At 42.5% G+C, this 13,958-nt stretch carries 14 protein-coding genes; all 14 read right to left on the bottom strand.

From position 1 onward, the window contains the following. Positions 1–131: 131 nt before the first annotated feature. On the bottom strand, positions 132–518 hold the full coding sequence (locus KGF65_RS08355) for a DUF956 family protein (protein ID WP_101874025.1): 387 nt from the start codon (positions 516–518) through the stop codon (positions 132–134). Between the two features lie 133 nt (positions 519–651). Beyond that, entirely contained in the window at positions 652–1,584 is a 933-nt protein-coding gene (locus KGF65_RS08350; RefSeq protein WP_050339212.1) for a PTS system mannose/fructose/sorbose family transporter subunit IID, read from the bottom strand. A gap of 18 nt (positions 1,585–1,602) precedes the next feature. Beyond that, positions 1,603–2,412 carry a PTS mannose/fructose/sorbose transporter subunit IIC gene (locus KGF65_RS08345; protein ID WP_050339213.1) on the bottom strand — a complete coding sequence of 270 codons (810 nt, stop codon included), beginning with the start codon at positions 2,410–2,412 and terminating at the stop codon, positions 1,603–1,605. A gap of 35 nt (positions 2,413–2,447) precedes the next feature. Beyond that, positions 2,448–3,422 (bottom strand): mannose/fructose/sorbose PTS transporter subunit IIA, encoded by a 975-nt coding sequence (locus KGF65_RS08340; RefSeq protein ID WP_003637738.1) that lies wholly within the window; start codon positions 3,420–3,422, stop codon positions 2,448–2,450. A gap of 292 nt (positions 3,423–3,714) precedes the next feature. Then, the gene (locus KGF65_RS08335) at positions 3,715–4,581 is read right to left on the bottom strand and encodes a C39 family peptidase (RefSeq protein WP_101874027.1); all 867 of its coding nucleotides are present in this window, start codon (positions 4,579–4,581) and stop codon (positions 3,715–3,717) included. Positions 4,582–5,117: 536 nt separating this feature from the next. Beyond that, a complete protein-coding gene (locus tag KGF65_RS08330; RefSeq protein WP_050339214.1) occupies positions 5,118–5,315 on the bottom strand; it encodes a hypothetical protein in 198 nt (65 codons plus the stop codon). A 333-nt stretch (positions 5,316–5,648) separates the two neighbouring features. After that, positions 5,649–6,458, bottom strand: a complete 810-nt coding sequence (locus KGF65_RS08325) for a hypothetical protein (RefSeq protein ID WP_216748336.1) — start codon at positions 6,456–6,458, stop codon at positions 5,649–5,651. 681 nt (positions 6,459–7,139) lie between these two features. Beyond that, positions 7,140–7,697 carry a holin gene (locus KGF65_RS08320; RefSeq protein ID WP_216748335.1) on the bottom strand — a complete coding sequence of 186 codons (558 nt, stop codon included), beginning with the start codon at positions 7,695–7,697 and terminating at the stop codon, positions 7,140–7,142. An 11-nt stretch (positions 7,698–7,708) separates the two neighbouring features. Beyond that, positions 7,709–7,957, bottom strand: a complete 249-nt coding sequence (locus tag KGF65_RS08315) for a hemolysin XhlA family protein (RefSeq protein WP_216748334.1) — start codon at positions 7,955–7,957, stop codon at positions 7,709–7,711. Continuing rightward, on the bottom strand, positions 7,958–9,082 hold the full coding sequence (locus KGF65_RS08310) for a GH25 family lysozyme (protein ID WP_216748333.1): 1,125 nt from the start codon (positions 9,080–9,082) through the stop codon (positions 7,958–7,960). It lies immediately after the preceding gene. A 3-nt stretch (positions 9,083–9,085) separates the two neighbouring features. Next, positions 9,086–9,235 carry a hypothetical protein gene (locus KGF65_RS08305; RefSeq protein ID WP_156182995.1) on the bottom strand — a complete coding sequence of 50 codons (150 nt, stop codon included), beginning with the start codon at positions 9,233–9,235 and terminating at the stop codon, positions 9,086–9,088. Beyond that, positions 9,235–9,552 (bottom strand): hypothetical protein, encoded by a 318-nt coding sequence (locus KGF65_RS08300; RefSeq protein WP_216748332.1) that lies wholly within the window; start codon positions 9,550–9,552, stop codon positions 9,235–9,237. The genes KGF65_RS08305 and KGF65_RS08300 overlap by 1 nt, the downstream gene beginning before the upstream one ends. Further along, on the bottom strand, positions 9,545–11,506 hold the full coding sequence (locus tag KGF65_RS08295) for a hypothetical protein (protein ID WP_216748331.1): 1,962 nt from the start codon (positions 11,504–11,506) through the stop codon (positions 9,545–9,547). The genes KGF65_RS08300 and KGF65_RS08295 overlap by 8 nt, the downstream gene beginning before the upstream one ends. Before the next feature lie 19 nt (positions 11,507–11,525). Then, complete coding sequence (locus tag KGF65_RS08290) at positions 11,526–13,958, bottom strand: phage tail spike protein (RefSeq protein ID WP_159257440.1); 2,433 nt, start codon at positions 13,956–13,958, stop codon at positions 11,526–11,528.

The following is a 13,958-nucleotide window of genomic DNA, read 5'->3' as shown; positions in this document are numbered from 1 at the left end:
CCCCTATACCATTTCACAGAATTACAAAACGAGCCCACGCGACGGTCAGTCCAACGACTAACGGCACGTAAGCTCGTGTGATAGTAGTCCAATTAATCACGATAGCAGGCGCTGCCACCCGTATCATGCAGCTACTTCAGATACTTGTCCTTGTTATTTTTGCCCTTAAAGATTCTGCCCAGGACCTGGAAGAATGTTAACGACTTAACGATGTGATCCGGCTCAATATACTTGCGCACGGCACGCAACACCTTTTTCGGGTCTTTGGCCGAAAAAGTAATCATGCCGTTACGCTTCGTTTGAAATGAGAACCGTGGAATCCAGTGACCACCAAACATCACTGATACCACGACATAGTTGACTTCCGTCCAGGGAATCTGAATAAAATTACGGACATTGCTGTCATCGTAAAATTCAAAGCCGTTGTCGCCTACCATGATTTTGCCATAGTCGGTCAAGCCCATATGCGAGTTCCCATTCATGACTAAGTCAACCTTCGTATTAATTGATTGAACCATCTGACACTCCTCCTATCACCTTCTATTACTACCCGATTATACGGCGAGGGCCTGCTTTATGCAAAACCTGCCGAACTAAATAAAAAGGATGAGCTCCAACGAGTCCATCCTTTCAATACCACGAAACCGAATTTTACATCCAACCAATAACGTGCATCAGAACCCCAAATACGAAGAGGCCAAGAATGATAACGATTGGTGAAACTTTCTTCTTCAGTAACCACATGCAGAGGAAGGTTAACAGTAAGGCCATCAACCCAGGAATCAATTGATTCAAGTTATCTTGCAAAGTCGTTACTTTGTATTTATCAAGTGAACGTCCAGCGGCTTGTTGTGATAAGGCTTCCTTAATCCCAGCAGAGCCCTTTGGCAACTTGTCCCAGTCGATGTAAGCACCGGCTTGTTGCTTGATTGTCGAGACTTTAACAGGACTAAAGTCCACAACAACCCACCGCTCAATTAAGGCAGCAAGGATAAACATCCCAAGCATGGAAGCACCACGCGTAATATCTTGTAAAATACCACCAGATAAGTCATCGGTAATCTTAGAACCGGCTTTGTAACCGAATTCTTGCGTATACCACATGAAGCCCATCCGAATTGCGTTCCAAACAACGAAGTATAAAATTGGTCCAACGATACTACCAGAGATCGCAAGTGATGCAGCTAAGGCACCAACAATTGGCTTAACCGTATACCAGAACACAGGGTCCCCAACACCGGCTAACGGTCCCATCATACCAACTTTAACCCCTTGGATCGTAACATCATCAATTGGAGCACCATTAGCACGTTCTTCTTCAAGCGCTAAGGTAACACCAATAACTGGTGAAGCAACGTATGGGTGGGTATTGAAGAATTCCATGTGACGCTTCAAAGCTGCGGCACGGTCTTCTTTAGTCGTGTATAATTTCTTGATTGCTGGAATTAATGAATAGGCCCAACCACCGTTTTGCATACGTTCATAGTTCCATGAACCTTGGAGGAACGTTGAACGCCACCAAACATGCAGACGATCACTTTTACTTAACGTTACTTTTTTAGTAATATTTGTAGTTTCAGACATCTCAGTTTGCCTCCTTCTCTAATACTTGTCGATAATGTCGCCAACTGGATCACCAGTATTAGCGCCACCACCATTGCTGCCAGAGTTACCTTGCTTCGAAAGTGCTAAGTACATCAAGGCTAAGGAAATCCCGATTGCACCTAAACCAATCAAAGTAATGTCACTGATTGCGGCTAAGACGAAACCTAAAGCGAAGAATGGCCAAACCTCACGAGAAGCCATCATGTTGATAACCATGGCGTACCCAACGGCAACAACCATACCACCACCGATTGACAAACCATCAGTCAACCAACTAGGCATTGCGTTCAACATTGCCTTAACAGGAGTGGCACCAACGGCTAAGATCAAAGCGGCTGGAATCGCGATACGAAGACCTTGCATGCAGATGGCAACCCATTGCCAGAAATCGATCTTGGCAAAGCTACCTTCTTCAGCAGCACGGTCCATGATGTGAACAATACCAGTTGCTAACGTCCGGGCGATGATGGTTAAAAGTAAACCAGCAACGGCCAAAGGAACGGCGATCGCAATGGCTGAAGTAACCCCGGCACGGCCTTGGCCACCTAAAACTAAGATAATTGCAGATGCAATTGATGCTAACGCAGCATCAGGTGCAACGGCGGCACCAATGTTGGCCCAACCTAAGGCAATCATTTGAAGACTCCCACCTAAGATAATGCATGGGACTAATTGTCCGGTTACTAATCCGATTAGGGTACATGCAACAACTGGCTGATGGAAGTGGAATTCATCCAAAATACCTTCCATACCAGCTAAAAATGATACAAGTACGACTAAAATCACTTGAATTACGTTCAAATTCATGATTTAATCCTCCATCTTTTCTGATATTCTTGAAACTACTTTTGTTCCTTTAACATGTTTTCAGCTTTGTTTAAAATGTTATCCATGTTTTCCTTACCATCACTTGGAACCTTCCGAACATCGAATTCGATGCCGTCTTGTTCGAGTTTCCGGTAAGTGTCAATGTCATCTTGATCAAAGGCCAAAACTTTGTTTGGTTGAACTTTACCAGCCGAGTGAGCCATTGAACCAATGTTCAAGGTCTTGATCGGCACGCCACCTTCGATTGCACGTAAGGCATCTTGTGGCGTTTCGAATAGGACTAATGCTTTTTGACCACCAAAGTGCTTGTCATCCTTGGCAATCTTAATCATTTGCTTGATTGGAATAACGTGAGCTTTCACACCAGAAGGCGCTGCTTGCTTGATCATGTTAGTCCGTAACTCATCCTTCGCAACGTTATCTGACGCAACGATGATCCGAGTTGGGTTGACCGTCTTGCTCCATGCAGTGGCAACTTGCCCATGCAAGAGACGTGAGTCAATCCGTGCCAAACCATATTCCATCGTCCCTGGACGACCGGCATTAGCATTATTGGTAGCTGCAGCAGCTGCCTTTTCTTCCTTAGGTGCTAATGCTTCAGGACGAACCTTAACGCCGTCCTTGGCCGTTTCAATGATGTGGGTGGCAATTTCGTGTGCCGAATCCATTGAAAGCCGTGAAGCGTATGCTTCAATCAACATTGGCAAGTTCAAACCGGCAACGATTGCCCATTTGTCCTTGTGTGCTTCAAACAAGCCGTTGACTTGGTTGAATGGTGTTCCGCCCCAAAGGTCGACTAAGAATAAGACTTGCTCTTGATCGTCGAATGAAGCAATGGCTTTTTCCAACTTAGCCTTGATGTCGTCAGGGCCTTCGCTAGGCATCAATGTAACAGCTTGAACGTTTTCTTGTTCGCCGAAAATCATTGATCCGGATTGATAGATGCCTTTAGCGAATTCGCCGTGACTAGCAATGATAATGCTTACCATCTTTGTACCTCCTATTTTTTCGTTACAGTCATATAAAACGAATAAATAATATCTAAAATTGCCTGTAACTATTTATGTTTTTTGATACTGTAAGCGCAATCTTTTTCGCACTCACTAATATACATGCAAATTCCGTGCCAAAATACACTAGCGGTAAAAGCCCATATAACAAAGGCCTTTTTGATACACAAAAGCAATACAGTATCAAATTCCAGTTTTTGTGTATCAAATAGCGTATTTTTTAACCTAAAATTACGAAACAGTAACTAAAGTTAACGATGGTATTAATTTCTTAATAACTCAGTGACCGGCGCCCATTACCTTGCCACATCGCTTCAAAGACCGAATTGGTCAGCTCGCCATGCTGGCCATTCCAGGGGTCATTGTAACGAATCGTCGTCGCAGTGTACCCCGTTAACGTGATGGTGTGGCTGGCAAAACCATCTAGTCCTTTGACCCACACGACCACGGGGTGCCGAGCAGCTAATCGTTGTTTGATTGTGAGCAGGCTGACGCCACTCAAATCGACCGCGGTTGGTAAGAAATGCCGCATCGTCGGTAACAGCCCCTGCGGATAAATATAGAGACCGACACCGTATTCAGACGTCGGGTCGCCAACAAACCCCGTGTTAGGATTGGAACTACGTGGCACTAACGCCGCTAACGCCAACTTATCGATTCGGACACCCGCATACTGCAGCAGCATCGTGGCCGCCGTCATTTCACAGCCCGTCGGCAATTCTGGCAACTGATTGATGAGTGGGACCTTTAACTGTACGGCGTCCGTCGTAACTGGTTTCAAGTCGGCCGCCGCAACCCAGCCACTCTGATGAGCAGCGTTATGCACGTAATAGTAGCGTTGCCGCTGACCGTGACGATAGATGTCAGCTTGTTCAGTTCGCGTCCACTTGGTCTGTGGATGATACTTCAAATGCAAATTAACGCGCAATTGCGCCCGCTGTCCCGGCAAAACCGTTAGATGGTAGCCAACACCCGTTTGACGCTTGATCTGATAAACGCGTGCTGGGGTCACTTGAATCGCACGGATGGGATAGGTGGTCGCGGCCCGTGGCGGATTAGCAGCATGTGCCGTTTGCGCCAGCCCTACACCAACCAATAAACTACCGAGTATACCCCATAATCTGCTGATTTTAGTCAATTACTGCCCCTCACCTTCCATTAACTGCTAGCCAATCGATTAACCGTTTACATTATAATGCTGGTAAGCGTGAGATTGAAATATAAAATACGGCAAAGTTGGTGGACGTTAGGGGTGTTGGTTCTTGAAAATCTAGGTCTGCGTTAATTCAAAGATTTAAGCAATCAAATGGTATTTATGTATCATAGCTAATTCATACATGCAGAGTGACAGCGTTGTTAAACACTACTTGACTCGGTGGTTACAAAATACTAGTATTTAATCATGGAAGAACTATCATATGGTCTTAAGACCACTGGGCGGTGATAGTCACTGAAATATGTGGACGGTGCCCTCAATAAAATGGATATCACTTAAGTGTGATGTCCATTTTTGGTTGTCAGCTTTCTTGAATCGTTCAACGACCCAAGCATTCAGCAATACCGCCCCGTTATGGCAGACTCATAATTCATGATAACCCATATCTCAAAATACGTGTTATTCACTACAAAAGCCGACTGATCCCCACGAACAGCCGGCTTTGTATTCAGATTCAGTTAGTCTTCATGCTGCTTCGAAGCTTTTAACTTCCGTTCCGCTTCATCACGTTCTCGCCACCGCGCTGCTAGTAGCGCATTAATTTCTTCCCTGGTAGGCATACTCATGCCGCCAAACCACGACTTGTGTGAGATTTTTTGGATGAGTTCATCATAGGTGGGTTCTTTCGGTTCTTTCGGTTCTTCTGCTTTGTTCATCTGTTTTACCTCATTTGGATTGGTGCTGTTGAAACCGGCTAAAAATAATGATGGTACTAATCGAGTGTAACGCTGAGCAGCTGATTGCAATCGTTAAAACACTTTTGTTTTGAGTACACTCAGGAGAAAACATCTCATTTGGCCAGCTTTTAATCATCACCATCCTCTAAATGAGACAATCTTAACAATACCGCTCTTCGTTTCTTCTGATTAATGCTTTCTTGAAACTCAGTCAATTATTCAAAATTCGAACTAAAATTGTAACTAAATAATATCAGTAACTAATAATTACGGATACTGCTTAATTGTTGATTATGAATCTGTACGCCTAATTTAGATGCGATGTATCTTTCTCAATGTCCACTCATGCTGTAATTGAATCATTTCAGCTCTTAATTCTTTAAGTCTGGAGCTCTTGCTGGCAGTATTGTAGCCCAAAAGTAAACATGCAGTTTTAATCGCAGCAACAATGAATATGATCAATCCGATTAATTTAAGCATTCCTTCGACAAATTCAGCCTTTTCATTGTGATCTTTGGTCAAAACAGCTAATAAAAGAGTTGCTGAAACGACCAGTGACAAAAGTGCTACATAATTAATTCTTTTGTTCTCATATTTACGACTTGGATATATGATTTGCATATCATCAATATATTGCTGTAACATCGTCAGATCTGTTATTCCTACCTCTTTTAGTATGTCAACGAATTCTTTCTGAGTTGGCTTACTTCGCGCACATCTGTTGACTAAGTTATATGCATATCTAAATGCACACATGCATACCAGAATAGAAACAAACATTGCTGGTATTGCATTCCTATAAAAAAACCATACTATTAAGTACAAACTAATGAAAGCTATCCATTGTGCCCATTGATACTTACAACTCCAATAGAGATTATCATTTATTTTCAAAGTTGTAACACTAATATGGGTCGGGTAAATATCAAACCATTTCACAAAAATTGTTGCAAAATCTTTTGTACAACCATCCCTTTCGGACATCTTCCGAATGCGTTGCACTAATTTTTTGTCTACTACCGGTTTAGCTAGTTTAACTGGTCTAACTAGTTTAACTGGTTTAACTGGTTTTTCATTTTTATCTGAAGATTCTTTATTATTAGAATACTTTTCTTGTGACATTCAAAACTCCTCTGTTCCTTGCAACGCCTGCCGTTAATCCCTACCCGATTATCCAAAAATACATCATTCGAACGAATATAGGTTTGAATACTAAAAAAGCTCTCAAAACACCAGTAACCCAGCATTTCAAGAGCTCTTACATTCATTAGTGCGGCCAAGAAGATTTCATAGTAAAACGTCTAAGCCCTTTGATACCACTGTGTTTAGGCCCTATTAAGTTTTCTCAGTATCGCTTTTAGTATCGCTCTTGTGAGGGGCCAAGTTTACATAGTTTCACAACATCTTCTTAATATCAATAATACTAATCCGGCTTGATTAAATTCATGAAAATTCCCCCGCGCCGAAACGCAGGGGAATTAATCAAGTTATAACTATCATCTAGAAACACCCTAGAGACAGCTGGCATTATACTTATTATTTACCGTTTTGTAAAGCTTGATCGAGAAATGACAACGCTATCGCAATACTCGAAGTAGCCTATAAGCCTCTTTACATTTGCCAGCTTTGATGTATAATTATTAACGTTTTCCCTTGGCCTTTAGGGAGGGGATAACAGAAAAACACCTATTTTACTTTAAGCATTGGGCCAGTCTTGACTGGTCCTTTTTTGTATACTTCTGCCAAACTAAAAATCCCCCACGCCGAAGCGCAGGAGATTAGCAAATTCAATATTTAATTATACTACTTTTCGCCTGCTTGTGAGGCGGATTCTGACGTCGTTTCGGCATCTGATTGCGCATTGCTATCCAAATTAGCCGCTAGCGATGACGCTAAAGTGGCTGCTGAACTAGCCGTGGCCGTGTCACCAACTGCCGCCGCACTAGCAGCTTGACTGTAAGCCGCCACTACTGCCTGTGATGCCTCGACTGCGGCTTGACTGGCCACTGCTGAGTTAGCTGCCGCAATCTTAGCCTGGGCTTCTGACAAGGCTTCCACGACCGTTTGCTCCGTAGAAGCTAGCGTGTTCGACTTGGTTTTGATTATGTTACCCGTATCCTCCAAAATGGAATTATCTGTAATCACGCCCCAAAATGCTAATAGTGATCCGACGCCGGTAATGATCAATAAAACCGTATTGGTATCAATACTATCGTTAAAAAATACCGTGGCGACGGCCAGTCCAATCACTAATACTGAACCAATGATTTGGGCCCAGTAAGAAGCTTTAGTGTAGTTAGCCTTAAAAGTTGCCGCAATGGTCTGAAAGAATTTGGTTACTGCTTTTTTTATTTTTGTCATCATTGTCTCTCCTAAATAAATTTTTCTGCAATGTAAACTAATAAGGTTATTAAGCCACCGCCCACCAATACACTAATCAGCCAATTTTGAATCGCTGTTAGTCGATCAATCCGACGACTGTTTTCATTACTAGAAGCTAACGCTTGGTTGACCTTTTCATCAATGCTTCCCATATCGTCAAATTTCTGGTTTAGACGGCCTAGATTTTCTTTAATCTCCATTAATAAACGGGTTTCATCACTAATATCGCCCTGTGCCATTTACTTCACTACCTTAATATTAGCCTTGTTAGCAGTGAAATTAGTCTTGTGGCCAGAGTGTTTAAATCTCCGATAACCGCCACTGTTAATTTCATAACCATCTACTTTTAAGACCGTACCTTTCTTAATATGAGTTTGTCTCTTACCGTTTTTATACGTCCAGATACCGTTATTCTTCACTACTTTCGCCTTAGTGATTTTAGGATTTGAAAAATAACTGGCCTTAATATCTTGCGCGCGAACTTGACCAATTGCCGTACTGCCGTTGTATAGCGTTAAAACTTGATTTGATTTTCCCGTGTACACAGTCTTGATTGAATGTACTCTCAAGTTAACCTTAGTGAGTGAGCTATCAATAGTTTTGCTAGTGCCATAAAACTTAGTGCCCGCTTTAACACGTACCACTTCTTTCAGAATGTGACCACCATAAGGATAATTTGACTTGTTAATAGTGGTGCCAAACCAGTTATTGCTACCAGTGAACTTTGAAGCGTCTGTTGAAGCCTTTAGTGAAGTGCTGTAACGGCTGTCAGTGTATTGCCACAATTGGTAGCTGAAGCTGGTTGAAGGTGCACTTGTCTGATAGGCTGCTAACCACATACCGTCATAACCAGACTTTGAACTAATGTTCGTAGTGTAGAAACTTTGATATGAATAGAGATAAACTTTCTTACTAGTTAACGACTGCAATTCTGTGGCGAATGCCTTGGTTGCAGCGCTGTATGTACCTGAAGTCGTTGTCAATTCTTCAGCGTCATTCACGTAAAACTTTGGTGCATATGTTTTAGAACGATTGTAAAAATCTTTTGCTTCCTGTTTAGCGTCACTTGCATTGACATACTGACTGAAGGCATACACGCCGTATGGAACACCTGCTGCTTTCAGTACCTTCACATTATGTACAAAATACTTATCTTTGTAGTTTGAGCCATATTGCACACGCAAGATGACGCCCTTCACTTCACCTTTTAGAAGCTTGGCTTGGCTAGTTGTGATCTGGCCTTGCCATTCTGAAAGGTCAAGCACAGGTTGTGTTGCGGCGTTTGCGGTAACTTTTAACCCAGACAAAAAGAAAAGAGCGGCCGCAGTTAACAGCCCGCCCTTAATTAACTTTTTAACGTTCAATCCTTATTCCTTCTTCCCTTTTAAAGCGTTTAATTCATGTTGCAGGTTGTCATTTTGAACCTGAAGCATAGCAATTTCCTGTTCGCTAATCGCAATTTTTTGTGCAAAATTTTCACGCATTTTATCAACTAATGCTTGCCCGTCAACTTTCATTATTCAGTCACCCCGCTTTCTGCTTCAGTAGTGCTTTCAGTCGTATTATCAGCAGTCGCTTCAGTAGTTGTCGTTGTTGTTTCTTCAGCTGTGGTAGTAGTCGTTGTGTCATCAGGCAACATTGCGCTGAGTGCGGTAATCAAGCTATTCAGAACCATCTTCTTGATAGCTTCAACGCCGTTTGCAATTGCCGTGTTGAAGTCGTCCATTGCAATTGTGCTTTCTGAGCTAATCGCAAGATTTTTAATAGTGAAAGAAATAGTCATGATGTTGTTGTTATAGTCTGGTTTGTAATTCGTGATTAATAAACTATCCATTGATTTTTGCCTCCATAGCTAAAACGTTAGTGTTTAATTCGTCAATTTGCTTTGCCTGTTCCTGCGATAAAGCTAGTACAGCGTTTAAAAGCACACCGTTATCAATACCAACTATGTTGCCGTCTTCATCACGGGCATAGAATGCTTCAGGTAAAACCCATTCTTTTGTTGCGTTTACGTCATCAATAATCCCTGATAAGCGCAGCGGGTCAGTGTAATCATCTGTATCATAATTGTACGTGGCCAGATCAATGCTCATAGCAAGATTTGACCAGTAATTAACGTCAGCGGCCGTCACATTAGTCTTCTCAGAGAGCAATGACTTTGAAGAAGAGCCTGAATAATAAATGTTCTTGTGGTAAGTGTCTACACGTGCTGAACTGTCGTCAGTGAAATAGATACCTCCGCCGTCTTTAGATCTGACCTGATGTCTAAGACCCAGCCCCATATTGCTGACCCACAGCTCACGGCTGAAAGTGATAGGGTTACTTCCTGCTGAATCAATACCAAAGTTAGCGGTTTGACTACCATTGCTATAACCAACATACCAAGTACCCTGATTACCATTACTCTTAATGTTGCCGTATGTAGTAAAAGTAATACCCTTGTTAGTGTCAGTGATCAGGCCGTTAAAAGTGATAGTCTGCGTATTGCCATACAAATTAATACCATACACAGAGCTAAGACTGACACTCCCAGTAGCAGTAACGCCGCTTGAAAATGTATTATCTGAAGCTGCTGTATAACCGTCAGTAAGTGTCAATTGGCCATTGCTCAGTGAAGTTTGATTTGCATAATACGTACCGTCACTTGAAGCAGTAAAGTATCTTACGCTTGTTGTGAGTGACGCTTGATCAATTGCGGCTTGCAAGCCCACACTGCTATCAAACATAGTAGATGTGTACACGCCACTAGCATTAATAGTGAGCGGGTAATAGCCGCCGGTATTATAGCTACTAGTGCTCTTAGTCCCGCTGTTGATCACACCGCTGTTAATCGTGCCACCATTGATGACTGTGCCCGTGATTGTAGTACCGCTGATCGTGCCACCGGTGATTGTATTACCAGAAACTGTAGCCCCACTGATTGTGCCACCGGTGATTGTATTACCTTTAATCGTGCCGCTTGTCACTGTCCCTAGATCAGCAGATAAGGCTGATAAACTACCGACATTCAAGCGTGCTACATCTAGTGTCCCTGTGGTGATATTGGTGGCATTGATGTTTGTACCAGTGATAGTGCTGAAGTCAATCGTGCCCGCAGTCAATTTGCTTGCAGACACACTGCCAATTTTTGCATTAGTAATAGCTGCGTCTGCTAACTCTGCCGTTCCAATTACAGCTTCATCAATAGCTGTCTTAGTTGTGATGTGAATTAATGAACCGTCTGAAACTCCTGTGCTAAGCGTGGTGTAATCTGCACTTGCTTGGCTTGCGGCTGCTGAAGCAACTGAAGCCGTGCTAGAAGCGTTACTACCAACCACACCGGCACTGGTTGCAGCCGCTGAAGCGGTACTTGCAGCCGTACTTGCTGTTGCCGCACTTGCTGCGGCTTCACTAATTGAGTCGCTAAAACTATCATTGATCAGCGTCTGAACATTTGAATAGGCGGTGTTATATGTACTTTGCAACGTAGTCAAGTTATCGCGGTCAACCGTGCTTGCAGTCGTCAAATCTGCTAATAGACTTGATTCATATGTATTCATTGCGTTGTAAGCTGTGGTTAATGCCGTTGTACTAATACTACTGCTTTTAGCTGTGGTGACAATTGCCGTATATTGAATTGTAGCCACAGTCAAAGAGTACTCAAGCTGCTGCTTTTCGATAACTGACATTATGCTGCTAGTATTTAAATTGGTGACGCCTGTGTTTGCCGTGTCTGCAGTTGCTTGTGCAGTTTCAGCAGTTGTTGAAGCGTCTGTGATTGACACAGACACAGTGCCAAGAGTTGACATTTATTTCACCTCCTTTCATTTATTCTGTCTCATCTTCAGAATCATCATCATCACTAAATGAAACACTGCTATCGGTTCTAAAAGTCAGCGGATATTGCTGCAAATATTCCACTTTATCAGTTGATGTAGTGCTACTTTTGACGTTGAAACCAGCATATAAATTAGTGCCGTCATAATACGTAGTTTCTGGTTCATAAACGTCATTACTGGCCGCAATGTCTGCCAGCCCCCACTCATAGCTAAATACTAACGAATTAGTTACAAGATTGGCGCAATAAAGCATTCTCTTATCCGACATGTCAACCTTTCCTGAATTCCAAAGAACATAGTCACCATATACAGTGAAAGATTGAAAAGTCTGATCAGTAAGTGAGTAGCCAAAGTCGGTAACCAGGATAGAGTATTTGAGGTCAGTGCTGCCATTCATTAATTCATCTGCGTCAATCACTGAAAGTTGACCAAGATATGTGAGACGAATACCAACCATGTTATTTGTTGCGTCATAGTTGCAAGTAATGTGGCGCTCGCTCTTGTAATAAGTAGTTAGCTTGTCCACGGCTACAATAGTGTTCGCCTGATACTTAACACGGCTGATATAGTAGTTGGAGTCATCATATACTTGCGTCCAGATGTACGGTAGGTCATCAACTACTTGAATGCCAAAGTTGGCACCGTGACGGCTACCGTCAAGAACCATTGATGATTGATAAGTGCCATTGCTATCCAATAGTAAAAATTCAACTGCGTAATCATGAGTAACTGACAAAGATACTGTTGTACTCGGGCTATCTTTATACGCCCTTGACGCAATGTAATAGCCTTTATACGTTCCTGAAGTAATAGGTTGCACATATTGAAATGCCTTGGCACTCCCAGTATATGAATCATCCGAACCATCACTTAAACTATATTGTAATAGATTTGAACCATTATCTTCATTCATTCCCAGCACATTCGTTTCACTGATGTAGTCAGTATTAATGCTGAGCGTCAATGAACCACTGCTCAATTCATCTTTTGATAATTCCAGCAAATAACCATCATTGCGGTGAGTCGTATAAAAGTCCGTATCAGCACTACCTGAGCTGCTGTACACATTCCATACAAAAGCTGGCGCTTCACAGTAGCTGGTGACATCAGTGCCATAAATTTCTACATGGCCAATAAACCGCTTAGTTGATTCTGAAGAAGACCAGTCAGCACCATCAGGCTGTAAAATCGTAGCCACCAAAGCCGTGTTGTCACTCAGAGCATCCTGAATCAAATCAGAAATGCTGGTATTCAATTTGTTTTCTAGTGAATTGATCAAGCTTGGTGTGATCAGTGCTAACGTTGTAAATTCGCCTAAAACAACTGAGTTACTTGAAGGAGTTGCTTCAGATTCAACTTGCTGAATTACCCGTGAAGAAAGTGCTTGTTGTGGGTCATCTTCAAGATCAATCACCCGCACGCTGTCACCAATCGCAGCAGAAAAATCAGGTGAAATAGTCACAGTGTAATTTGATCGTGGGTGATTGTAATAAGCCAGAACTTTTTTCCCCCACGTCAATAGCCCCGCCGCTGTGTTAATGTTGGTATTTGAAGTAACACCTTCAAGATAATTGGCATTGCCTGCGTTATATTCATCATTCGCGGTAGCGTCAAAAATCCACTCACTACCACTATTTGCATCTGCAATCGTTGTAGTGCCATCTGAACCGCCAAGAGGTTTAAGCGCAGTAATTAAGCTTGTATCAATTGTTTCACGCTGAATATTTTCAGCATTGAAACGATATTCTACTCGTTTTCCCGTGCTCTGATCGCCTAGCTCACTGACAATATCAACATATTTATTGATTACCTTACCCTGACTAACTTCGACATACGAACGAATCTCTAAATCAAAGTCTTGAAGAGCAGTTTGTAGTAAAGAGTTCGCAGTAGAAGTACCGTTAATCTCATAACTAGCACGCCCGCTGTCATCTTCACTCTCACCAGTGTATTCATCAGAATTGATGACGAAGTCTGAGTCTCCCAGCAGGTACTCCATAACGTCTTGAGACGTAGGGTTCACCATTGTCTTTGAATCAGGTACAAGGTGCTTTAAATTCCAAAGTAACAAATCATACGCCGTAATACTCTTCAGACCAGTTGACCTGTCAACTTCCACTTCAGAAACACGGTAACAGTGTAAATACCCATCAGCGTTTTGGTGAACTAGATGTACACCTGTTTCCATAATTGGATAAAGTGAAGACGGCCGTGGCACGTCCATAGTTACATAGCTATTCCATTCTTTAGTGTTACCATTCAGAATCTCACTAACAGACGTGTCGTCATCACTGGTGGAGTCCTCAGACGCAATCTCTGTATGAATTTCATCATTCACGAACCAATCACTCTGACTATGGCCACCCACCGGCGTTGCGGTTGAGATGATTTTATCTAAAGCGTTATTGAAAACATAATACAT

Source organism: Lactiplantibacillus sp. 30.2.29 (assembly GCF_018991255.1).
GTDB classification, from domain to species: Bacteria; Bacillota; Bacilli; order Lactobacillales; family Lactobacillaceae; genus Lactiplantibacillus; species Lactiplantibacillus pentosus.
The sequence above is the reverse complement of the archived record's forward strand: the minus strand, read 5'-3'. Positions and strand labels throughout refer to the sequence as shown.